The organism is Pseudomonas sp. MM211 (genome assembly GCF_020386635.1).
Classification (GTDB): Bacteria; Pseudomonadota; Gammaproteobacteria; order Pseudomonadales; family Pseudomonadaceae; genus Aquipseudomonas.
In genome coordinates this window covers 3,217,131-3,238,563 of record NZ_CP081942.1, presented here as the reverse complement: position 1 = coordinate 3,238,563, position 21,433 = coordinate 3,217,131, and the positions used below count along the sequence as shown (strand labels likewise).

General features: G+C 61.7%; 20 protein-coding genes. 11 read left to right on the top strand and 9 right to left on the bottom strand.

Going from position 1 to position 21,433, the window contains the following annotated elements:
- Positions 1-17: 17 nt before the first annotated feature.
- Together K5Q02_RS14815 and K5Q02_RS14810 are read left to right on the top strand one after the other, a co-directional pair.
- Positions 18-767, top strand: a complete 750-nt coding sequence (locus K5Q02_RS14815; RefSeq protein ID WP_225839695.1) for an MlaA family lipoprotein — start codon at positions 18-20, stop codon at positions 765-767.
- Positions 768-896: 129 nt separating this feature from the next.
- Positions 897-1,745 (top strand): pirin family protein, encoded by an 849-nt coding sequence (locus tag K5Q02_RS14810; protein ID WP_225831753.1) that lies wholly within the window; start codon positions 897-899, stop codon positions 1,743-1,745.
- Positions 1,746-1,826: 81 nt separating this feature from the next.
- On the opposite strand, the gene K5Q02_RS14805 is transcribed toward K5Q02_RS14810, so the two are convergent.
- The gene (locus tag K5Q02_RS14805; protein WP_225831750.1) at positions 1,827-2,429 is read right to left on the bottom strand and encodes a tRNA-uridine aminocarboxypropyltransferase; all 603 of its coding nucleotides are present in this window, start codon (positions 2,427-2,429) and stop codon (positions 1,827-1,829) included.
- A 144-nt stretch (positions 2,430-2,573) separates the two neighbouring features.
- Between K5Q02_RS14805 and K5Q02_RS14800 the strand changes: the two genes are divergently transcribed.
- Entirely contained in the window at positions 2,574-3,113 is a 540-nt protein-coding gene (locus K5Q02_RS14800; RefSeq protein ID WP_225831747.1) for a DUF1003 domain-containing protein, read from the top strand.
- Positions 3,114-3,159: 46 nt separating this feature from the next.
- Here K5Q02_RS14800 and K5Q02_RS14795 read toward each other — a convergent pair whose 3' ends face one another.
- On the bottom strand, positions 3,160-4,725 hold the full coding sequence (locus K5Q02_RS14795) for a methyl-accepting chemotaxis protein (RefSeq protein WP_225831745.1): 1,566 nt from the start codon (positions 4,723-4,725) through the stop codon (positions 3,160-3,162).
- A gap of 374 nt (positions 4,726-5,099) precedes the next feature.
- Here K5Q02_RS14795 and K5Q02_RS14790 point away from each other — a divergent pair, with 374 nt between their 5' ends.
- From K5Q02_RS14790 to K5Q02_RS14780, 3 genes are read left to right on the top strand one after another with little or no spacing between them, the layout of a single operon-like run.
- Positions 5,100-6,293 (top strand): efflux RND transporter periplasmic adaptor subunit, encoded by a 1,194-nt coding sequence (locus K5Q02_RS14790; RefSeq protein ID WP_225831743.1) that lies wholly within the window; start codon positions 5,100-5,102, stop codon positions 6,291-6,293.
- A 1-nt stretch (position 6,294) separates the two neighbouring features.
- Entirely contained in the window at positions 6,295-8,241 is a 1,947-nt protein-coding gene (locus K5Q02_RS14785) for a MacB family efflux pump subunit (protein ID WP_225831741.1), read from the top strand.
- 8 nt (positions 8,242-8,249) lie between these two features.
- Positions 8,250-9,659: an efflux transporter outer membrane subunit gene (locus tag K5Q02_RS14780; protein ID WP_225831739.1), complete on the top strand. Its 1,410-nt coding sequence runs from the start codon at positions 8,250-8,252 to the stop codon at positions 9,657-9,659.
- Positions 9,660-9,670: 11 nt separating this feature from the next.
- Here K5Q02_RS14780 and K5Q02_RS24350 read toward each other — a convergent pair whose 3' ends face one another.
- Both K5Q02_RS24350 and K5Q02_RS14775 read right to left on the bottom strand, forming a co-directional pair.
- A complete protein-coding gene (locus K5Q02_RS24350) occupies positions 9,671-9,796 on the bottom strand; it encodes a PA1414 family protein (RefSeq protein WP_268945231.1) in 126 nt (41 codons plus the stop codon).
- A gap of 169 nt (positions 9,797-9,965) precedes the next feature.
- A complete protein-coding gene (locus K5Q02_RS14775) occupies positions 9,966-12,092 on the bottom strand; it encodes a TonB-dependent receptor family protein (RefSeq protein ID WP_225831737.1) in 2,127 nt (708 codons plus the stop codon).
- Positions 12,093-12,392: 300 nt separating this feature from the next.
- Between K5Q02_RS14775 and K5Q02_RS14770 the strand changes: the two genes are divergently transcribed.
- Positions 12,393-13,280, top strand: coding sequence for a DMT family transporter (locus K5Q02_RS14770; protein WP_225831735.1), 888 nt, complete (start codon positions 12,393-12,395; stop codon positions 13,278-13,280).
- A 218-nt stretch (positions 13,281-13,498) separates the two neighbouring features.
- Here K5Q02_RS14770 and cysK read toward each other — a convergent pair whose 3' ends face one another.
- Positions 13,499-14,473, bottom strand: a complete 975-nt coding sequence (gene cysK / locus K5Q02_RS14765; protein ID WP_225831733.1) for a cysteine synthase A — start codon at positions 14,471-14,473, stop codon at positions 13,499-13,501.
- Between the two features lie 133 nt (positions 14,474-14,606).
- On the opposite strand from cysK, the gene K5Q02_RS14760 reads away from it, so the two are divergent.
- Positions 14,607-15,689, top strand: coding sequence for a DUF748 domain-containing protein (locus K5Q02_RS14760; protein ID WP_225831731.1), 1,083 nt, complete (start codon positions 14,607-14,609; stop codon positions 15,687-15,689).
- 135 nt (positions 15,690-15,824) lie between these two features.
- On the opposite strand, the gene K5Q02_RS14755 is transcribed toward K5Q02_RS14760, so the two are convergent.
- Positions 15,825-16,400 (bottom strand): hypothetical protein, encoded by a 576-nt coding sequence (locus K5Q02_RS14755; protein ID WP_225831729.1) that lies wholly within the window; start codon positions 16,398-16,400, stop codon positions 15,825-15,827.
- Positions 16,401-16,700: 300 nt separating this feature from the next.
- On the opposite strand from K5Q02_RS14755, the gene K5Q02_RS14750 reads away from it, so the two are divergent.
- From K5Q02_RS14750 to K5Q02_RS14740, 3 genes are all read left to right on the top strand, one after another.
- Positions 16,701-17,546: an AAA family ATPase gene (locus K5Q02_RS14750; RefSeq protein ID WP_225831727.1), complete on the top strand. Its 846-nt coding sequence runs from the start codon at positions 16,701-16,703 to the stop codon at positions 17,544-17,546.
- Between the two features lie 154 nt (positions 17,547-17,700).
- Complete coding sequence (locus K5Q02_RS14745; RefSeq protein ID WP_225831725.1) at positions 17,701-18,096, top strand: GFA family protein; 396 nt, start codon at positions 17,701-17,703, stop codon at positions 18,094-18,096.
- A gap of 10 nt (positions 18,097-18,106) precedes the next feature.
- Positions 18,107-19,285: a vWA domain-containing protein gene (locus tag K5Q02_RS14740; protein WP_225831723.1), complete on the top strand. Its 1,179-nt coding sequence runs from the start codon at positions 18,107-18,109 to the stop codon at positions 19,283-19,285.
- 226 nt (positions 19,286-19,511) lie between these two features.
- Here K5Q02_RS14740 and K5Q02_RS14735 read toward each other — a convergent pair whose 3' ends face one another.
- From K5Q02_RS14735 to K5Q02_RS14725, 3 genes are read right to left on the bottom strand one after another with little or no spacing between them, the layout of a single operon-like run.
- Positions 19,512-20,045 carry a DUF2937 family protein gene (locus K5Q02_RS14735; RefSeq protein ID WP_225831721.1) on the bottom strand — a complete coding sequence of 178 codons (534 nt, stop codon included), beginning with the start codon at positions 20,043-20,045 and terminating at the stop codon, positions 19,512-19,514.
- A 34-nt stretch (positions 20,046-20,079) separates the two neighbouring features.
- Complete coding sequence (locus K5Q02_RS14730; protein WP_042555763.1) at positions 20,080-20,856, bottom strand: class II glutamine amidotransferase; 777 nt, start codon at positions 20,854-20,856, stop codon at positions 20,080-20,082.
- A gap of 24 nt (positions 20,857-20,880) precedes the next feature.
- Positions 20,881-21,354 carry an MFS transporter gene (locus K5Q02_RS14725; RefSeq protein WP_225831720.1) on the bottom strand — a complete coding sequence of 158 codons (474 nt, stop codon included), beginning with the start codon at positions 21,352-21,354 and terminating at the stop codon, positions 20,881-20,883.
- Positions 21,355-21,433 lie beyond the last annotated feature (79 nt).

Here is a 21,433-nt window from a genome sequence, read left to right as displayed (position 1 = left end):
CCTTTCCTACTCTCACGCTGTTCGCCGCCCTGCTGACCTGCGGCACCGCCGTTGCCCAGACCACCATCGAGGACGACGGCTTCAAGCAACCGCTGAGCAAGCTCAAGTTCAACCCCGGTCTGGATCAGCGCGAGTTCGAACGCTCGACGCTGTCCGCGCTGGAAGTGTTCGATCCGCTGGAATCGTGGAACCGCCGCGTCTACCACTTCAACTATCGGTTCGATGAGTGGGTGTTTCTGCCCGTGGTCGACGGGTACCGCTACATCACACCGGGCTTCGTGCAGAAGGGTGTGACCAACTTCTTTAGCAACCTGGGTGACGTACCCAACCTGTTCAACAGCGTGGCGCAGCTCAAGGGGCAGCGCGCACTGAACACCACGGCACGCCTGTTGTTCAACACCACGCTCGGGGTTGCCGGACTGTGGGATCCAGCCACCCTAATGGGCTTGCCCAAGCAGCGCGAGGACTTCGGCCAGACCCTGGGTTTCTACGGCACCCCTGCCGGCCCATACCTGATGCTGCCGATTCTCGGGCCGTCGAACCTGCGCGACACCGGTGGCCTGGTGACGGACTTCGGCGTCGCACAAGCGGTCAATTACCTCAACATGGCCGAGGTCGCCAGCGATCATCCAGAAGTCACCCTGCTCAGGGGCGTCGATCAGCGATCGACCACCAGCTTCCGCTATGGCCAGATCAACTCGCCGTTCGAATACGAGAAACTGCGCTTCTTCTATACCGAATCGCGCAAGCTGCAGATCGCCGAGTGACACGAGGGGCGGCGTCCAGTGGCGCCGCCCTTCAACATCGACTTTATTGATCGATAACACAGGGTTTTCCTACCCATATCCCGGTTCGCCTCGCCTAACATGGGCCATCGCGTTCCAGGAGCCTTCAGCATGACCCAACTACGCAATGTACTCGCCATTCAGCCGGGCCAGCCCGCTTCCGACGGTGCCGGCGTGCGCCTCAATCGAGTGATCGGCGGTGGCGGCATCGAGCGCTTCGACCCCTTCCTGATGCTCGACGAGTTCAGCACCGAGAACGCCGACGACTATATCGCCGGCTTCCCGCCGCACCCCCACCGTGGCTTCGAAACCATTACCTATATGCTCGAAGGGCGCATGCGCCACGAGGATCACCTGGGCAATGTCGGGCTGCTGCAGGGCGGTGACGTGCAGTGGATGACCGCGGCACGCGGCATCATCCACAGCGAAATGCCGGAGCAGGAACAGGGAGCCATGCGCGGCTTCCAGTTGTGGCTCAACCTGCCCGCCGACAGCAAGATGGCCGACCCGGACTACCGCGACATTCCGGCCGCGCAGATTCCCCGCGTGCGTACCGCCAGTGGCGCCGAAGTGGTGGTGATTGCCGGCACCTTCGCCGAGGGCGCTATCGTTCAGGCAGGCGCGGTGCAGCGCCCCAGCACCGATCCCTATCTCCTCGATCTGCATATTCCGGCAGGCAGCACCTTGAGCCCCGCCCTGCCCGACGGCCACCGCGCTCTGCTTTACGTGTACCAGGGCGACGCTCATGTGCAACGCAGCCACGAAGTGAGAGCCGGCAGGCTGGTTCGCCTGGATGATCAGGGTGAATTGCATCTGAGCAGCAGCACGGGGACTCGAGTGCTACTGCTCGCTGGCAAGCCGCTGAACGAGCCCATCGTGCAATACGGGCCTTTCGTGATGAACAGCCGGGAAGAAATCGAACAGGCGATGCGCGACTTCCGAGATGGCACCTTCGCCTGAAGCGGGCATCGCTATTGGTGGGCTGGAGCCCAGCCTACGACACGCGCGCACCCCGTAGGGTGGGCTTCAGCCCACAAACACTTATGAATGCAGGTGATTGCGCCTGAACGTTTCTTCGCCCATCGCCGCGATCTGCCCTTCGATAAGGGCATCGAAGGGTTTCAGCAGGGCCTGATAATCAGCCGGCGCCTCCAGCACGTTCAGCGCCGCGACGATGGCCTCGAGAGTCGACAGCGATCCTTCCATCGGCGCCTTGCGCAGTCGATAGCGTGAGGGCGGCACATTCGACAGGGTCACCCGCGGCAGCGCTGCCAACGCAGGATTGAGGTGCAGCAGCTTGCGCGCCTTGCGCCAGGTGCCATCAGGCACCACCAGCCGCAACGGTCTGTCATCCGCCCCACCGACAAGGCTGTCCAGCGGCTGGGCGTCGTTCCCGGGAAACAGCAGGCAGGAGCGATAGCTAGGTTGCGCCAACCAAAGCGGCAAGTCTTCGAATACCTCACCGATCCGCAACGTCGCGTTGCGCAGACCGAGCACGGCCAGATTGGCGGTATTCAAAGCGTGATCGACTTCATCAGGATGCTGCAGCACAAGAATTTCGGTACGGCTGGGCAAATCTGGGATCAGCGCGCACAAGCAGTGGCTTTCGGGGCGTTTGCAGCGGGAACAGCGGGGGCGTGACATCGGGGGCTCTCCTCAGCGAGGCAGTGTGCCACAAGCCAACTGCCGCGTAAGCTGCAGTGGCAGCCAGATAGCCGTCATGGTGCTCCGACCAAGCGCCGTGCCTTCCCACTCACCGCTGCGCGCCCTGCCCCCATGGAGCCGACAATGAACACGCCTGCCGACAAACCCTCAATCTCCCCCGTCGACCCTCTACGCTTCCATCGCAGCCATGCCCACTTGGCGAACCCTTTCGGTAACGACACCTTCGCACTCAAGGCTGAAGCCTTCGCACGATTCTTCGGCACTCCGATGTTTCTCGGCGTACAAACGCTGATAGTGGCAGCCTGGATCGTCGTGAACGCAAGTGGCCTGAGCAGTTTCGATGTCTATCCGTTCATTTTGCTCAACCTCGCGTTCAGCCTGCAGGCGGCCTATGCGGCGCCCCTGATCCTGCTGGCTCAAACTCGCCAGGCAGCCCGCGACAAAGCGCATTCGGAGGCCGATGCGAAACACCGTGAAGAACTGGCAGTCGCCAACGAGAAACGCCTGGAGAGTGCCGCACAACAGAGTGCCCAGTTGCTGGATCTGATTCGTCAGAATACCGAACTGACGTCCATCACCAAGCAACTGAGCGAGCGAATCGAAGGCTTGACGGTAGAACTGCATGAGCGACTGATCAACAAAGATAGCCGCCCATTGGCCTAGGGTCTGTTGCCGTTTCACGCGGCTCGCGTTGAAACGGCAACAGACCCTAGCGGTTGAAGCGCTCGGCCAGGCTGTGTAGGTAGTCGGCCATGGTCTCCAGCTCCTTGCCGATGGCGGCCCCCTGGTGAGCCTGCTCGGCGCCCTGCTCGGAAAGCTGGGCGATGCGGGTGATTTGCCGACTGATGTCATCGGCCACCTGGCCCTGTTCTTCGGAAGCAGCGGCAATCTGCTGGCTCATGCCGGTGATGCGGCTCACCGATTCGCTGATGCCATCCAGCGCGATACGCACCGCCTCGACGCTTTGTACGCTCTCCCGAGATATCTCCTCACCCCGCCCGGCGGTGACCACCGCACGCTCGGCGCCGGCACGCAAGGACGCAATGATCTGGTGAATCTGCTGGGTCGACTCGCGGGTGCGCGAAGCCAGCGAACGCACCTCATCGGCAACCACGGCAAAACCACGCCCCTGCTCGCCCGCGCGCGCCGCCTCGATCGCGGCGTTGAGCGCCAGCAGGTTGGTCTGCTCGGCAATCGAGGTGATCACGTCAGCAACGCTGCCGATGGACTGGGTCGAGTTGGCCAGGTCGTTCACCGCCTGGCCGATATCCGCGACGGCCTTGGCCATGTGCTGCATGGATTCCAGGCTGCCACCGGCCAGTTGCCGACCTTCCTTGGCCAGGCGATCCGCCTCTTCGGCGGCATGGCTGGTGCTCTGCACGTTCTGGGTGACTTCCTGAATGGTTGCCGCCATCTGGTTGATGGCCGTGGCTGACTGATCGGTTTCGCTGCGCTGCTGATCGAGCATCTCGGCGCCGGCCCGGGAAAAGCCGGCTGACTGAGCGGCCTGTTTCTTGACGTTCACACCCGCATCTTCCAGGCGCGTCAGCGCCGTCTGCAGGCGGGCCTCCTCGCTGATCATGGCCATGTCGAGCAACGCCTGGGCGCCGCGGCTCTCGCTGTAGGTGAGCGCCACCAGGCTACTGGTGAAGGCCTTGGGATGGTCGGCCAGGGTACGGCGAATCAGAGAGCGCTTGGCGTACAGCTGATAGGAGCCCAGAGCAGTCATCACCACCACGATAAGCGCCGCCAGCCACAACCCAGCAAGCACCGAGTGAGCAGCGAGGATCACCAGCGTGGCAAGAATCAGCGGCCAGGAACGAATCAGGTCGTAGGTCAGGTACTCGATCTTCGGTACCGGGGATTTTCCGGCCCGCAACCTGGCGTACAGCGCCTCGGCGCGGCGCTTCTGGTCTTCGCTCGGCAGCGAGCGCACCGATTCGTAACCCGACACCTGGCCGTTCTGGTAGATCGGCGTGACGTAGGCACTGACCCAGTAGTAATCGCCGTTCTTCGAGCGATTCTTGACGATCCCCATCCAGGGTTTGCCCTGCTTGATGGTGTCCCACATGTGGCCGAATACCGCTGGCGGCATATCCGGGTGGCGTACCAGGTTGTGGGGCTGGCCGATCAGTTCCTCACGAGTGAAGCCGCTGATGGCAACGAATGCGTCGTTGCAGTAGGTGATCTTGCTGTTCAGATCGGTGGTGGAGATCAACCGCTCATGACCAGGAAAAGTCCTTTCCCGCTGAGTCACCGGCAGATTCTGACGCATGGTTGCAATCCTTTAGTTCGTGAAGGGTACATCCCTGCCACTCCACTATGTCTAGCACAGCAATGCTGCCGCGCCAGCACAGGTAGGCGTTTGGTTTTAAACAACTAAGCACGAGCGAAATGGCACATTGGAGTCGTCGCACTCGGCTCCCTGCCACGCCTGTTTCCTGCTTACCCGATCGGGCTTTCCATAATGTCGGCAAGCGCGTCGGTGACTTGAGAGCCTTGCCGCATTTGCTGGGTCACAAATAACCGCTGCCGGTCGTCCGACCACGAACTTTACCTATTCCTGACAGAACCTTACCTCGCTCTTACCCAACGCAGATGAGCGCCTCCCTATAGTGGCTACATCCAAATTCGTTGTGTGCCATCACCATGCCAAGAACCAAGCTGCTGCTCCTGATTCCCGCCATCGCTGCCCTGGCATTGGGCGGCTATGCGCTCAACCGTTGGCTGCAGCCAGCGCCAGGCAACGGCCTGCTGACTGCCGAGGTTCGCCAGGCCAGCATCGAGCAAACGGTCATTGCCACCGGCACACTGGAAGCCTTCAAGCAGGTCAGTGTCGGCGCCCAGGTGTCCGGCCAAGTCACCAAGCTACACGTCGACTTCGGTGACCTGGTCAAACAGGGCGACCCCATCGCCGAGATCGACTCCCTGACCCAGCAGAACGACCTGGCCAATGCCAAGGCTGCATTGGCCAACGTCAAGGCCCAGCGTGCAGTGCAGGCCGCGAACTTGAAAAAGGCGCAGCTCGCCTTCAATCGGCAGAAATCCATGCTCGCCCAGAACGCCAGCTCGCGGGAAAGCTACGAGACTGCCGAGGCCGACCTGAACACCGCCAAGGCCCAGGTCGCCGCGCTGGACGCGCAGATTCAGCAGGCACAGATCCAGGTGTCCACCGCCGAAGTCGATCTCGGCTACACCAAGATCGTCGCGCCCATCGACGGCACCGTGGTCGGCGTGGTGGTCAAGGAAGGCCAGACGGTCAACTCGGCGCAGTCGGCGCCGACTATCGTCAAGGTCGCCCAGCTCGACAAGATGACCGTGCGCGCCGAGATTTCCGAGGCCGATGTGGTCAACCTGCAGCCCGGCCTGCCGGTGTACTTCACCATCCTAGGCGAGCCCGGCAAACGCTATGAAGCCACGCTGCGCATGATCGAGCCGGCACCGGACTCGATCAACACCAGTGACAGCACGTCGAGCAGTTCATCGTCGACCACCTCCACCGACACGGCGGTGTATTACATCGCCGTGTTCGACGTGCCAAACCCGGACGGCAAGCTGCGCATTTCCATGACCACCGAAGTGAACATCGTCCTCGACAGCGTCAAGGATGCCGCGAGCGTCCCAGTGTCGGCGCTGGGCAGCGCCAACCGTGACGGCAGCTACACCGTGCAGGTGATGGGCAAGGATGGAAAGGTCGAGGCACGACAGATCCGCACCGGCCTGGAAGACTCGATCAACGCTCAGGTGCTGGAAGGCCTGGAGACCGGCGACAAGGTGGTACTCGGCGACGCCGCAGCCGGCTCCAGCACCACCCTGCGCATGCGCGGGCCGATGAGGCTCTGATATGGCACTCTTAGAACTCAGCGGCCTGCGCCGCGAATTCCCTGCTGGGGAGCAGACCATTGCCGTGCTCAAGGATGTCGACCTGAGCATCGAACAGGGCGAGATGGTAGCGATCATCGGCACCTCCGGTTCGGGCAAGTCGACACTGATGAACATCCTCGGTTGCCTGGACAGAGCAAGCGCCGGCACCTACCGCATCGCTGGCCGGGAAACCGGCAAGCTGTCACCGGACGAGCTGGCCGAACTGCGCCGCGAGTATTTCGGCTTCATCTTCCAGCGCTACCACCTGCTTGGCGATCTGGACGCCGTGGGCAACGTCGAAGTACCGGCCATCTACGCCGGCAAGGACGCCGCCAGCCGCCGCGAACGCGCCGAAGCCCTGCTGCAGCGGCTCGGCCTCGGCGAACGCCTGAGCCACAGGCCAAATCAACTTTCCGGCGGCCAGCAGCAACGCGTCTCCATCGCCAGGGCGCTGATGAATGGCGGCCAGGTGATTCTCGCCGACGAACCTACTGGCGCACTGGACAGCCACAGCGGTGAGGAAATGCTCAAGCTGCTGCGCGAGCTGCATGCCGCCGGACACACGGTAATCATCGTCACCCACGACATGAAGGTCGCGGAAATCGCCGATCGGGTTATCGAGATCAGTGACGGTTGCATCATCGCCGATCGCCGCCTGCGCCCTGCCGAGGACGACGTGCCCGCCATGCCTGAACCGGCGCCAGCACGGGTCGCCAATGCCTTGAAGGCCAGTTTCGGGCAGTTCCGCGAGGCCCTGCGCATGGCGCTGCTGGCGATGCTGTCGCACAAGCTGCGGGCCTTTCTGACCATGCTCGGCATCATCATCGGCATCGCCTCGGTGGTCTCGGTGGTAGCGCTCGGTCAAGGCTCGCAGCAGAAGATCATGGAAAACATCAGCGCGATCGGCACCAACACTATCGACATCTATCCGGGCAGCGGCTTTGGTGACCGCCGCTCCGGGCGGATCCAGACGCTGGTACCGGCAGACGCCGACGCCCTGGCCGGCCAGGCTTTCGTCGACAGCGTCACGCCGTCGGTTTCCAGCTCCGGTACCTTGCGCTATCGCGAGCAGGCGCTGACCGTATCCACCAGCGGCGTGGGCGAACAGTTCTTCCGTGCCAAGGGCTACACCTTTGCCCAGGGCCGTGCGTTCGACGCCAAGGCGGTACGCGAGTCGGCGCAAAGCGCGGTTATCGATGACAACACCTACAAGAAGCTGTTCGCCGGCAAACAGGCCCTCGGCCAGGTGATCCTGCTGGGCAATGTACCGGTGCGCGTGGTCGGCGTGCTCGACCCCATCCAGAGCAACTTCGGCGGCAGCGATTCGCTGCGCGTCTATCTGCCTTACACCGCGGTGATGAACCGCATGCTCGGCCAGTCGTACCTTGAAAGCATCACCGTGCGGGTCGACGACAGCGTGTCCAGCGATGCCGCCGAGCAGGGCATTATCCGCCTGCTCGCCCGCCGTCACGGGGTTCAGGACTTCTTCGTGATGAACACCGACACCATCCGCCAGACCATCGAGAAGACCAGCCAGACCATGACCCTGCTGATCTCGGCCATCGCCCTGATCTCCCTGCTGGTCGGCGGTATCGGGGTGATGAACATCATGCTGGTGTCGGTCACCGAGCGTACCCGTGAAATCGGCGTGCGCATGGCGGTAGGCGCACGGCAGAACGACATCCTTCGCCAGTTCCTGATCGAGGCGGTGCTGGTGTGCCTGATCGGTGGTGCCCTGGGGGTGCTGTCGGCGCTGGCCTTTGGCGCGCTGTTCAGCCATTTCACCAGCGAATTCAGCCTGGTGTTTTCCAGCGGCTCGATCATCGCTGCGTTTCTCTGTTCCACGGTCATCGGCCTGGTGTTCGGGTTCCTGCCAGCCCGCAATGCCGCCCGCCTCGACCCCGTCGACGCACTGTCTCGCGAGTAGCCACGATCATGCACAGCCATTACCTGAAACCTCTGTCTCTGCTCGTCGCCCTTGCTCTGGGCGGCTGCAGCTCGCTGCTCTCCACACCTTACGAGCGCCCGGAGCTGACCGTACCCACCAGCTGGCAGCAGCCTGGCGAACAACAGGCCAGCAGTGGCCAGGCCTGGTGGAAAGCCTTCAATGATCCGGAGCTGGATCGACTGATCGATGCGGCGCTGGCCCGCAACAACGATATCGGTACCGCATTGCTGAACGTACGCCGAGCGCAATTGCAGGCTGGCCTCACCCGCGACGGGCAGTTTCCCCAGCTCAGCAGTGGGCTGAGTGCCGACCGTACCCGCGCCCTGCGCGGTGAAGGCAGCGCCGCTCACAGCTATTCGCTGACCGGCTCGGTAAGTTGGGAGGCCGACCTGTGGAACCGCCTGGGTAGCGCTACCGATGCAGCCGAACTCGAAGCGCTGGCGACCGAGCAGGATTACGCCGCTACCCGCCTGTCACTGGCGGGTACGGTGGCGAGCCTGTATTGGCAGATCGGCTATCTTAACGAACGCCTGGCGGCCAGCGCCGCGAGCATCGAGTACGCACGGCAAACCCTGCAGTTGGTTCAGGTGCAATACGATGCCGGCCAGGCTTCGGCGCTGGAGCTCGCCGAGGCGCGGCAGAGCCTGGAAACCCAGCTTGCCAGTGAAGTGGATCTGCGCCAGCAACGGGTCGAGCAGCGCAACGCCCTGGCCGTGCTGTTCGACGGTACCAGCCCGGCGAGCCTGACTGAACTGCAGAGTCTGCAAGACAGCGTATTACCCGCCGTGCGTGCAGATCTACCGGCCAGCCTGCTGGCTCGGCGCCCGGATCTGCGCGCTGCTGAACTGCGCCTGCGCAGTAGCCTGAAATCCGTGGATGCCACCCGCGCCAGCTATTACCCGGATCTGAGCCTGACCGGCACCCTGGGCTACTCCAGTTCGGCACTGGGCAACCTGCTGCAGAATCCGGTCGGCGCCGTGGGTGCCAGCCTGGCCATGCCATTCCTGCAGTGGAACCAGATGAAGCTCAACGTCGCGGTCTCGAAAACCGACTATGAGCTGGCGGTGACGGACTTCCGCCAGAGCCTGTATCAGGCATTGGCCGACGTGGAGAACGGACTGGCGGGGCGGCGTCATTACGCCGAGCAGGAAGGCATGCGCAGCCGCGCACTGGACGCAGCCAGCGAGGCAGAACGTATCTATCGTATTCGTTACGAATCAGGGGCTGTGGATCTGCAGTCCTGGCTGAGCGCGCAGGATACCCGCCACACGGCGCAGATCACTCTGGCGGAGAATCGTCTGAACCAGCTGATAAATGCAGTCACGCTGTATCAGTCCCTGGGCGGGGATACAGGCGTGAACATCGAAGCGCCACTGGCGACGCTTCCAGATCAATGACGCAGCGACACTCAGCGGCGGCGCTGGCGCTCTGCTGCCAAACGGCGCTGCTCTTCACTGCGGATTGGGATCGGCTGCATGCGCTGAACAAACAGGGCATTGAGCTGTGCGGCAAGTTTTTCGAACCAGGCTTTCATAAGAGATCTCCTCGACTGCACGCGGCTATGGTGACCGCTTGACTTGAGAGTAGCCGAAACCTTCGCACTAGGGGAGATGTAACAAGCCTCCAACCGTTGCAAGGCGCTACCGACCGTCGCTTTGCTTCTGCTGAAAGTCGAGGGCCGACGCTGCGGCCCGTCGGTTTGATCAGAATTGATATTCCACGCCCGCCCCTGCATACCAGGAACGGCCGGGTGCCGCTTCGTAATAACGGTCGTTGCCATCGCCAACGATCACCGAGCCGACATACTGCTTATCCAACAGATTATCCAGGCGCAAGGTCTGGTGAGTCTTCCAGGCACCCAGATTCTGCTCGAAGCGGGTACGCCAGTTGAAGACCGCGTAACTCGGTGCGGCTTTATCGGTGTTGGTGTCCTCGACGTAGACCTTGCTGCGATACAAGCCTTCCACGGCAGTGCTGATGCCATCGACTGGCTTCCAGGCCACTTCGCCGAACAGCGTAGTGCGTGGTACGCCAGGGAGGTTGTTGCCTTTGTCGATGCTGTTGTTGCCTGCGACGAAGCTCGAATCATAGGTCGCCGCCAGGTAGGTATAGGCCAGCGCTGCTGACCACTGCTCGTTGAACTGGCTCTCAACACCCAGCTCGAAACCGCGGCGCAGGGTCTTGCCAGCGTTCTGGTAGCTGGTGCGCCCGCCGCTGTTTTCCAGCACGACGATTTCATCATCGGTAGTAATCTGGAAGATCGCGGCATTGACGCGGGTGCCTTCGGCGACGCGAGCTTTCAGGCCAATTTCGTACTGGGTGCTTTCCGACGGCTCCAGGCCATAGTTGAAACCAGCATTGCCCTGCGAGTAGGCTAGCTCGGCCTGACTCGGCGTTTCGAAACCCTTGCCGACGCTGACATAGCCATTCAGGTCAGGCGTGAAGGCGTAACCCAGACTGACCGAAGGCGTGGCCTTTTCATAACGTCGGGTGCCACTGTCGTCACCATTGGCACCAGCGATGTACTTATCATCGACATCCACCTCCACGGTGCTGTAACGCAGGCCGCCCTGCAGCGTCCAGTCGCCTAGTGTCCAGGTCGCCTGGGCGTAGGGATCCAGGCTGGTGACGGTGTCGACTTCGTCGCGGCGTAACGCGCCTTTGACGCCTATCTGAGAGCCGGAGAAATTCTCGTATCCACGGCGATCGTCACGACTCTGATCGTAATCCAGGCCGAACACCAGCCGCAGATTACCCGCCACCCCATCCACCGGTTGCAGCCAGCGAACACTGCCGCCGTGAAATTCGCGGTCGAAATCGACTACCCCACCACTGTGATTCGGGTTGCCCTGTGGCCCTTGGGGAATGGCCAGATATTGAATCACGCTGCGTTTACCCGCATAGGCCGTCGCCTGCAGCGTCGCATCACCAAAATAGCGCTCATAGTTGGCGCCCAGTTGCTGGTGGTCGATGCTCTTGCGGGTATTGAAGTTCAGCGCATTGACCGCCACCGAACGCGGATCGGCCTTGTAGGCCTCCCACGCCTGGCCAAGGGGATCCTTAGTGCCGTTCTGCTCCAGGCTGCTGTAGATCAGCGCCAGCTTGCTGTCTTCATCCGGTTTGAAATTGAGCTTGGCGAAGGTCTGGTCACGGCGCGCTGAACTGTGGTCGCGGTAACCGTCGGTGTCCATCCGCGAGGCGTCGAGCACGAAGCCCACGCCATCTGCCTCGCCTTCGGCGGTGAGGTGGTTGCGGGTCAAGCCATCACTGCCGATCAAGGTCTCGGCACCAATACGTGGCCGACCGACGCCGTCGCGGGAAAACATCTGGATCACCCCGCCGGCATTGCTGCCATACAGCGTCGAGGCCGGGCCACGCAGCACTTCGATACGGTCGGCGGTATCCAGGTTGAAGGTCGCCGCCTGCCCCTGGCCGTCAGGCGTGCTGGCAGGGATACCATCAGTGATCAGCTTCAAGCCGCGCACGCCGAAAGCCGAACGGGCGCCAAAGCCGCGGGATGATATCTGCAGGTCCTGGGCATAGTTCTGGCGATTCTGCACCACCAGCCCGGGCACCCGTGTCAGCACCTCGGAAGCATTGATGCCCAATTGACCATCACTGATCTGCTCGCGGTCGATACCGTCCACCGAGAATGGCAGGTCGAAACTCTGCATCGCGCTACGCGAGCCGGTCACCACGCTGGGTTCGAGCACCAGGCTGCTGGCAGGCTCCGCCGCCTGTACCGTCCCCGCAGCGGCGCAGCTGCATAACAGGATGGCCTTGGCCAGGCGGGACAGCTCGGGCAGTTGCGCGGGCGAGTTACAGCTCATGGGCGTGTTCCTTAATTCTTCGGCAGAGCGTATTTGGCGCGACCATCCGGATCGGGATGGCTGATGCAGAGCGGCGCAATTATGGTTCTTTCGGGCCTGACGTGCGACCCGCGTGCCAGAGCGCTTGTTCAAACAATAGTGCTCGGTGGCACAGAGCCTGGCACTTACTGGCCTTGGACAAGGTTGCAGGTTGTTTCCTGCTCGGCAGGTACTTGCCGACTTTGAAAGCCAATTTCGAGCTTGCCTTGCCGACGACGTCCGGCAAAACTGCCGGCCTTCCGCCCGAGACTGGAGCCTGCCTTGCGCCCCGCCGATATGCTGCGCCTTCTGCTACTTGCGTCGATCTGGGGAGCCAGCTTCCTGTTCCTGCGCGTGGTGGCCCCTGTGATCGGCAGCATGCCGACAGCCTTTTTTCGCGCTGCGATCGCCATGCTGGGCCTGCTGGCGATCCTGCTGCTGATGCGAGTGAAGTGGGATTTTCGCGGCAAGCTGGGTCTGTGCCTGGTGCTGGGCGTGATCAACGCCGGGATACCCTCGGCCATGTACAGCCTGGCGGCGCTGGTGTTGCCAGCGGGCTATTCAGCGATCATCAATGCCACCACGCCGATGATGGGGGTATTGATCGGCGCCCTGTTCTTCGCCGAAGCGATGACGCTGACCCGTGCAGCCGGCGTTGCCCTCGGACTGTTCGGGGTTGCCGTACTGACCCGTAGCGGCCCGGTGGAGCTGGATACTGACCTGGTACTTGGCGCCCTCGCCTGCCTGCTGGCGACGGTCTGCTACGGACTGGCCGGATTTCTTACCCGGCGCTGGATAGCCGGCGACCTGGACAACCGCCTTACCGCGTTTGGCAGCCTGTGCGGCGCCAGCCTGTTCCTGCTACCGCTGTTCGGTGGTTCGCTGGCGATACAACCGCTGGCCAGCTGGGGCGGCTGGCTGGAGTGGTCATCGCTGCTGGCCCTGGGGCTGGGCTGCACAGCTTTCGCCTACGTACTGTATTTCCGCCTGCTCAACGACATTGGCCCGATCAGGGCGTCGACCACCACCTTTCTGATCCCGATCTTCGGCGTGTTCTGGGGCGCCCTGCTGCTCGACGAGCCGTTGTCCTGGGCGCACCTGTACGGCGGCGTATTGATCGCCATCGCGTTGTGGCTGGTGGTTCGCCCGGCGACGAAAGCACCGGCATAGACAGCCGTCCAATGCCATAGGGTGGATCGGGACGTGCAAGTGAAGCGTCGTCTACCCGTTACGGCTCGAAAGCAGTGCCGGACGATCGATTAGGTGGGCTGAAGCCCACCCTACAGGGGCGCTGGCGTAGGGTGGGCTTCAGCCCACCAATTCGCCTCGTTTGATGGCTCCCACGCTCAAGCGTGGGGAGCGATCTGATTGGCTACGCGGCCAATACTTTACTGCTGCAATTCCTGCTCGGTGAACAGGTCACTGAACAGCATGCTCGACAGGTAGCGCTCGCCGGAGTCCGGCAGGATCACCACGATGGTCTTGCCCTGCATCTCCGGCTTCTCGGCCAGGCGAACGGCGACTGCCATCGCCGCGCCGCAGGAAATACCGCAAAGAATGCCTTCCTCGCGCATCAGCCGCAGCGCCATGGCTTTGGAGTCTTCGTCGGTCACTTGCTCGACCCGGTCGACCACCGACAAATCGAGGTTTTTCGGCACGAAGCCGGCGCCAATGCCCTGAATCTTGTGCGGGCTGGGTTTGACCTCTTCGCCGGCCAGGGTCTGGGTGATTACCGGCGAGGAGACAGGCTCGACCGCAATGGACTGGATCGCCTTGCCCTGGGTGTGCTTGATGTAACGCGAAACCCCGGTGATGGTGCCGCCCGTGCCGACGCCGGATACCAGCACGTCCACGGCACCTTCGGTGTCGTTCCAGATTTCCGGGCCGGTGGTTTTCTCGTGGATCGCCGGGTTGGCCGGGTTTTCGAACTGCTGTGGCATGTAGTACTTGGCGGTATCGGAGGCAGCGATCTCAGCGGCTTTCTCGATCGCACCCTTCATGCCCTTGGCCGGCTCGGTGAGAACCAATTCGGCGCCCAGCGCCTTGAGCACCTTGCGGCGCTCCAGGCTCATGGACGCTGGCATGGTCAGCACCAGCTTGTAACCGCGGGCAGCGGCGACGAAAGCCAGACCGATACCGGTGTTGCCCGACGTCGGCTCGACCAGGGTCATGCCCGGCTTGAGCACGCCACGGGACTCGGCATCCCAGACCATGTTGGCGCCGATCCGGCACTTCACCGAATAAGCAGGGTTGCGCCCCTCGATCTTGGCCAGGATGGTCACCCCTTTGGGGCCGAGGCGGTTGATCATCACCAGAGGGGTGTTGCCGATAGCCTGTGCGTTGTCTGCATATATGCGGCTCATGGTGTACCGGTTCCTTGTCTTGACTGAGCCCATCAGCCTATGCCCGATGCGTCAGGGCGTCCAGCGTCGGGAAGGTCGAACTCTGCGGGCGCGATTGCAGTCCACCCAGACAACGCCTACACGGATGCATCCGATGAAACGCCGCTACAGCCTGCCACTATGGATCTGCCTGGGCCTGCTCGCACTGGTGCTGGTCGCCCACGTCGCCCTGCCCTATGTGGTGCGCGACTACCTGAACGAGAAGCTCGCCGACATGGGCGACTACCGAGGCCACGTCGAGGATGTCGACCTGGCCTTGTGGCGCGGCGGCTACCGCATCAATGGCCTGCGCATCGTCAAGGCAGATCGCGACGTGCCGGTGCCGTTCGTGGCCGTGCCGCAGATCGAGATTTCGGTGAGCTGGAATGAACTCTGGAGCGCACGCGCAGTGGTCGCCCGGGTGGTATTCGAGAAACCCGAAGTGAATTTCGTCGACAGCGAAAACCGCGACGATGCCCAGACCGGTGAAGGCGTCGACTGGCGCGAGCAGTTGAACAAGCTGCTGCCAATCACCCTCAACGAACTGCGCGTGAATGACGGCACCCTGGGTTTCTACAACTTCAATGCGTCGCCGCCGGTGAAGATCCAGGCCAATGCCATCCAGGCCAGCCTTTATAACCTGACCAACGTGGCCGACGAACAGGGTGATCGGGTCGCCCGCTTCGAAGGCAAGGCACAGTTGCTCGACCATGCCCCCCTGGAAGCCAGCGCGGTGTTCGATCCCTTCCACAACTTCCAGGATTTCGAATTCCGCGTACGCGCCACCGGCATCGAACTGCCACGCCTCAATGACCTGGCCAATGCCTACGGCAAGTTCGACTTCAAGAGTGGCAACGGTGATCTGGTGGTCGAAGCGTTTGCCGAGGACTCCCAACTGAGCGGCTACATCAAGCCACTGCTGCGCAACGTCGAAGTGTTCGACTGGCAACAGGACGTCGAGAATGAAAACAAAGGTTTCTTCCGCTCCATCTGGGAAGCCGTGGTCGGAGGCGGCGAGAAGGTTTTGAAAAATCAGCGCCAGGATCAGATCGCCACCCGTGTGGAGCTACGTGGCAGCACCAAACAGCAGGACATCAGTGCCTTTCAGGCGTTTATCGGCATCCTGCGCAATGGTTTCGTGCAGGCTTTCAACGCGAGCTATGACGGCGAGCCATCGGGCAGCGACGCTCAGAAATAATCTACGGAGTTCTAGCTCGGCGGAGTGACAGAAGTAGTCGGGCACACCAGTTTGGCGAAGTTGCCAGAAACGGTCATGCAGAACGCGGCTCTCGGTAGCCTTGGATAGGGCTCCAAAGCTACCGACAACTCGATATTACTGACCTGCAGTCGCGCCAATGACGTTGCAAAATTCGTCGCGAACGGCCTCAGCCGGGGACGTCACACCACCGGAAAGTACATAGGTGGTGCTCACTCGTAGCGCTTTGCCTTGAGGTTCCATGGTCACGTTGAACGGTACGCTTTTGCCCTGACCGTAGCTAACGGCCTGCGAAGCACTAATAATGCCCAGATCCTTATCGGTATTGGTGATGGTCCAGCCATTGGAAGTCAGGTAGCGGGCGGCACGCTGAATGCCGGTGGCTTGCGATACACCATTGATGGTTGCATGGGACTTGAATGTACGGCCCGCCCAGAAGCTGCCATCAAACGTGAAGTTTTGCGCGCACTCGCGACTATCCGCTGGCAAGGCTGCCTTTGCCTGCTCATTTTTTACACCTGGTGTAACGCAACCACTGAGAATGATGCCGCCAAGAGCAATGAGAAGAGTCTTTTTCATTTTCCACTTTATCCAAGAGAGGGAAGATGCGTAGCTAGGTGGACATTTCAGTCCATTGGCCACCGTTTTCAGGTCGTAGAAGTCGGTGAGTACGGCACGCTGAGCAATCAGCACCTTACCGCAGACCTGCCCGCAGTTTACAAGGCATGGGTAGAGATTACCTGTCCTGGCTCACACCTGAGTCTCCCAATCGAGACATGCATCACCCATCTCTTTAAACAACAGCCAACGATCAGCATGGTAACTCATCACTGAAATACCGCTCCAGGCAGGCCAGGCCGTCGAGCCGACTGCGCGGTGTGCGGCCAACAAACTAAGAACCGCCCGCCGGTTCACAGTCCAACGGCACGCGCGTTATAGTCCGTGCTTTGCGCACAATCAGGCCTCTATACAAAGCCCTGCGAGGATTATTCGATGAAGTTCGAAGGCACACCGTCCTATGTCGCCACCGACGACCTCAAACTGGCGGTCAATGCAGCAATCACCCTGCAGCGGCCGCTGCTGGTCAAGGGCGAGCCCGGCACAGGCAAGACCCTGCTCGCCGAGCAGTTGGCCGAGTCCTTCGGCACGCGGCTGATCACCTGGCACATCAAGTCCACCACCAAGGCTCATCAGGGCCTGTACGAATACGATGCGGTGAGCCGCCTGCGTGATTCGCAGCTCAGTTCCGAGAAGGTTCACGACGTCCGTAACTACATCAAGAAAGGCAAGCTGTGGGAGGCCTTCGAGGCCGACGAGCGCGTGGTGCTGCTGATCGACGAAATCGACAAGGCCGACATCGAGTTTCCCAACGACTTGTTGCAAGAACTCGACAAGATGGAGTTCTACGTTTACGAGACCGACGAGACGATCAAGGCCAAGCAGCGCCCGATCATCATCATCACCTCGAACAACGAGAAAGAACTGCCAGACGCCTTCCTGCGCCGCTGCTTCTTCCACTACATCGCCTTCCCGGATCGCCAAACCCTGCAGAAGATCGTCGACGTGCATTACCCCGGCATCAGCAACAGCCTGGTGGCCGAAGCCCTCGACGTGTTCTTCGACGTGCGCAAGGTGCCGGGGCTGAAGAAAAAGCCCTCGACCAGCGAACTGGTCGACTGGCTCAAACTGCTGATGGCCGACAACATCGGCGAAGCGGTGCTGCGCGAGCGCGACCCAACCAAGGCCATCCCGCCACTGGCCGGCGCCCTGGTGAAGAACGAGCAGGACGTGCACTTGCTGGAGCGCCTGGCCTTCATGGCGCGCCGCGGTAATCGCTGAGAACGTGTTAATGACCTGCTGCGCGTCGGCCATGCCGCGTTAAAAACAGGCTCGGAATGCTCATTTACAAACTCGTAAACTCCGCTTCCTCACCTGTTTTTGTCTTGCATGACTCTAGCTCGCTAGATCCTAAACACGTTCTAAGGAACATCTAATGCACTGTGGAAGTTGCCTCTGCGGTACGGTGAAGTACCAGATCGACGGGCCCATCGAATCTGCCAACCATTGCCATTGCAGCCAGTGCCGCAAGGGCCATGGTGCAGCGTTCGCCACGTACGGCAACGTGCGGCGCGAGCACTTTCGCTTTACCCAGGGCGAAGAGGCGGTGGCGCTGTTTAGCTCTTCGCCGGGCGTAGGCCGTACTTTCTGCCAGCGCTGCGGCTCGAATCTGCAATGGTTCGCCGAACAGCCCCGTCCGAACTGGCTGTCGGTAACCCTGGGGACGCTGGATACGCCGTTACCCAGCGTTGCGCAGCAACACATTCATGCCGAATCCTGCGCCGACTGGTACCGGATCGCCGACGGCCTGCCCGTAGAACGTCGCGACTGAGGAAGCCACCATGCTGCTCAATCTGTTCACTGAAATGCGTGCCGCCAAGGTGCCGGTTTCCCTGCGTGAACTGCTCGACCTGATCAATGCGCTCCAGCACAAGGTCGTGTTCGCCGATATGGACGAGTTCTATTACCTGTCGCGCGCCATCCTGGTGAAGGACGAGCGCCATTTCGACAAGTTCGACCGTGCTTTCTCCGCCTATTTCGACGGTTTGCAGAGCCTCGATCAGCACCTGGAAGCCCTGATCCCCGAAGAGTGGCTGCGCAAGGAGTTCGAGCGTTCCCTGAGCGCTGAAGAGCGCGCGCAGATCCAGTCCTTGGGCGGCCTCGACAAGCTGATCGAGGAATTCAAGAAGCGCCTGGAGGAACAGAAGGAGCGCCATGCAGGCGGCAACAAGTGGGTCGGCACCGGCGGTACCAGCCCGTTCGGCTCGGGCGGCTACAACCCGGAAGGCATCCGCGTCGGTGATGCAGGCGAGCGCCAGGGCAAGGCCGTCAAGGTGTGGGATCAGCGCGAGTACAAGAACCTCGACGATTCGGTCGAGTTGGGCACCCGCAATATCAAGGTGGCCCTGCGCCGCCTGCGCAAGTTCGCCCGCCAGGGTGCGCTGGACGAACTGGATCTCGACGGCACCATCGACCATACCGCCCGGGACGGTGGCCTACTGAACATCCAGATGCGCCCGGAGCGTCGCAACACGGTCAAACTGCTCCTGCTGTTCGACATCGGCGGCTCCATGGATGCCCACGTCAAGGTCTGCGAAGAGCTGTTTTCGGCCTGCCGTACCGAGTTCAAGCACATGGAGTATTTCTACTTCCATAACTGCGTGTACGAGACGGTGTGGAAGAACAACCTGCGGCGCAACGCCGAACGTTTTTCCACCCATGACCTGCTGCACAAGTACGGCGCCGACTACAAGGTGGTGTTCATCGGCGACGCCGCCATGGCGCCCTATGAAATCACCCAGCCCGGCGGCAGCGTCGAGCACTGGAACGAGGAAGCGGGCCACCTGTGGATACGCCGCTTCATGGAAACCTACAAGAAGCTCATCTGGATCAACCCCTACCCGCGCCAGACCTGGGATTACACCACCTCGACCGGCATCATCCGCGAGCTGATCAACGACCAGATGTTCCCGCTGACTCTGCAGGGACTGGAAGACGGGATGCGTTTTTTGGCCAAGTGATAGCCCCCTCGGATCGCACAGGTTAGGTGCCAGCCAGTGCAAAGGGTATTTACACGCTTGACGGCGCTCTACCCCACCTTCTTATGCAATGCCGAATATCGCTTGGTGGGTTACGCGACGCGCCGAAAAAAAGATGCGCCTGGCTTTCCGGGGGATGGCGTCGCTAACCTGCGCGGCCCGACCCACCCTACGGTTCTTCGCTCAACCCAGGCGACGCCACGTGCTCTTAACGCATGCGCGGCTGCTGACGCTCAGACACGGTGCGCCGATCACGGCGACGGAACGGCAGGGCCAGCAACATCACGATGCTTTCCACTACCCAGGCGAGGAACAGCGCGCAGGCGATACCCCAGGCGATCGCCTCGGGCGCCAGGAGCACCTGATAGCGGTAGGCAGCATGGGTTTCCTGCAACAGTTGCTCGTCGGCGGCCGTTGCCAGGTGCCAGACCTGGCGATACCAGGGCCCCTGCATGGCCAGCGATTCGCGCTGCAGCAACTCGGAGCGCTCGACCAGCAGGCTGACGCTGCGCGCGTCGCTCTGCATCACCGGGTCAGTGCTGCCGCGATAATGGCCGACCAGGCGCTGCAGATCGCCATCGAAGAAGCGTTGTGCGGTGTCACGGAAACCGCTCAGGCTCTGCTCGGATTCCAAGTGATGGGCTTCGACGCGCTTGGCGTAATCATCGATGAAGCCCGGCACCTGAACGCCCAGCAACAGGCCCAGAGCGAACAACGCCAGACGCAGATAACTTCTTAACATTCATCCCCCGCAGCCCCGTCACGGGGGACACTCGTCAGTTGCTCAGGCCCTGGGCGATGCATTCGCCCGCGCGCCACAGGCGCCATTCGCCCGGCTGGTACAGCGACCATTGCTCGTTGTCGGTCAACGGCTCGGTGGCCAGTACCGACACCACGTCATTGGGCGTGGTTTCGGCATGAAAATCCACGCTCATGTCGGCATCGCGCAGGTGCGCAGGCCCAAAAGGCGCACGCCGGGTGATGTGTGCCAGCTTGCTGGAACAGAAGCTGAACAGCCAGTCACCGTCGCTCAGCAGGCAATTGAACACGCCATGCTGACGATAGGCCGCGCAGGCAGCGACAAGTTCAGGCAACAGCACCTCGATCGGTACCGCCTCCGGGAATGCTGTGCGAATGCGGTTGAGCAGATCGCAGAAGGCCGATTCGCTGTCCGTATCGCCGATGGCGCGGTAGAAACTCAGGGCCGGACGGAAATCAGCCAGTTGGCCGTTGTGAGCAAAGCACCAATTGCGCCCCCACAGCTCACGCACGAAGGGATGGGTGTTGGCCAGGCAGACGCGCCCGACATTGGCCTGGCGGATATGACCGATCACCACTTCGCTCTTGATCGGATAGCGCTGCACCAGTTGCGCCACTTCCGACTCGCTGCTCGCCCGTGGATCTTGAAACAGGCGCAGGCCGCGGCCTTCGTAGAAACCGATGCCCCAGCCATCACGGTGCGGCCCGGTGCGCCCGCCACGCTGCATCAGCCCGGTAAAGCTGAAGACGATATCGGTGGGGACGTTGGCGCTCATGCCGAGCAGTTCACACATGATCTGGTTCTCGATTGATCTGGCTTACAACCGCGGCTCGACGCGAGCGCTGCGGGAACTGCGTGGCGCGGCGTACTCTGGCTCCTGCTCCTGCTTGAGGCGTTCGCGCAGGGTCAGATCGCTGTCCTCACCCTGCTCCTCTTCGCGTGCAGCCTTACGCGCCTTGGCGCTGCGCAGGAACGGCCAGCGAATGGCCACAAACACCAGGTAGATCGCAAATACGATGAGCCCGTACATGGCCAGATCCGCCACGGCGCGCCAAGCACTGCTACCCACTTTGAAGATCAGGTCGAGGGCAACGATGGCTACGGCGGGCGCAAACAGCTCCTTGGCCGGATCGACGATGGTCGGGCAGAACAGCAGGATCGCCACCAGCACGCGCAGCGGTTCGCGCAGGTAGCGCCACATCCAGCTGGTGATACGGAACCACACCAGCAGGCAGCCCAGCGCCGCAATGGCATAGGCGCCCCAGGCGAGGAGGTAGTCGTTTTCGATCATGAGGGGGACGGTTCCCTTGCTTGACTGGGCTCGAACGGGCGAATCCGCATCTTTCGGCGGTTGCCTGACGACAAAGACG

Excerpts from the sequence above, each read along its gene's own strand:
- K5Q02_RS14810 (WP_225831753.1), top strand. The coding sequence starts at position 897 with ATGACCCAACTACGCAATGTACTCGCCATTCAGCCGGGCCAGCCCGCT.
- K5Q02_RS14805 (WP_225831750.1), bottom strand. The coding sequence starts at position 2,429 with ATGTCACGCCCCCGCTGTTCCCGCTGCAAACGCCCCGAAAGCCACTGC.
- K5Q02_RS14800 (WP_225831747.1), top strand. The coding sequence starts at position 2,574 with ATGAACACGCCTGCCGACAAACCCTCAATCTCCCCCGTCGACCCTCTA.
- K5Q02_RS14795 (WP_225831745.1), bottom strand. The coding sequence starts at position 4,725 with ATGCGTCAGAATCTGCCGGTGACTCAGCGGGAAAGGACTTTTCCTGGT.
- K5Q02_RS14790 (WP_225831743.1), top strand. The coding sequence starts at position 5,100 with ATGCCAAGAACCAAGCTGCTGCTCCTGATTCCCGCCATCGCTGCCCTG.
- K5Q02_RS14785 (WP_225831741.1), top strand. The coding sequence starts at position 6,295 with ATGGCACTCTTAGAACTCAGCGGCCTGCGCCGCGAATTCCCTGCTGGG.
- K5Q02_RS14780 (WP_225831739.1), top strand. The coding sequence starts at position 8,250 with ATGCACAGCCATTACCTGAAACCTCTGTCTCTGCTCGTCGCCCTTGCT.
- K5Q02_RS24350 (WP_268945231.1), bottom strand. The coding sequence starts at position 9,796 with ATGAAAGCCTGGTTCGAAAAACTTGCCGCACAGCTCAATGCCCTGTTT.
- K5Q02_RS14775 (WP_225831737.1), bottom strand. The coding sequence starts at position 12,092 with ATGAGCTGTAACTCGCCCGCGCAACTGCCCGAGCTGTCCCGCCTGGCC.
- cysK (WP_225831733.1), bottom strand. The coding sequence starts at position 14,473 with ATGAGCCGCATATATGCAGACAACGCACAGGCTATCGGCAACACCCCT.
- K5Q02_RS14760 (WP_225831731.1), top strand. The coding sequence starts at position 14,607 with ATGAAACGCCGCTACAGCCTGCCACTATGGATCTGCCTGGGCCTGCTC.
- K5Q02_RS14750 (WP_225831727.1), top strand. The coding sequence starts at position 16,701 with ATGAAGTTCGAAGGCACACCGTCCTATGTCGCCACCGACGACCTCAAA.
- K5Q02_RS14745 (WP_225831725.1), top strand. The coding sequence starts at position 17,701 with ATGCACTGTGGAAGTTGCCTCTGCGGTACGGTGAAGTACCAGATCGAC.
- K5Q02_RS14740 (WP_225831723.1), top strand. The coding sequence starts at position 18,107 with ATGCTGCTCAATCTGTTCACTGAAATGCGTGCCGCCAAGGTGCCGGTT.
- K5Q02_RS14735 (WP_225831721.1), bottom strand. The coding sequence starts at position 20,045 with ATGTTAAGAAGTTATCTGCGTCTGGCGTTGTTCGCTCTGGGCCTGTTG.
- K5Q02_RS14730 (WP_042555763.1), bottom strand. The coding sequence starts at position 20,856 with ATGTGTGAACTGCTCGGCATGAGCGCCAACGTCCCCACCGATATCGTC.
- K5Q02_RS14725 (WP_225831720.1), bottom strand. The coding sequence starts at position 21,354 with ATGATCGAAAACGACTACCTCCTCGCCTGGGGCGCCTATGCCATTGCG.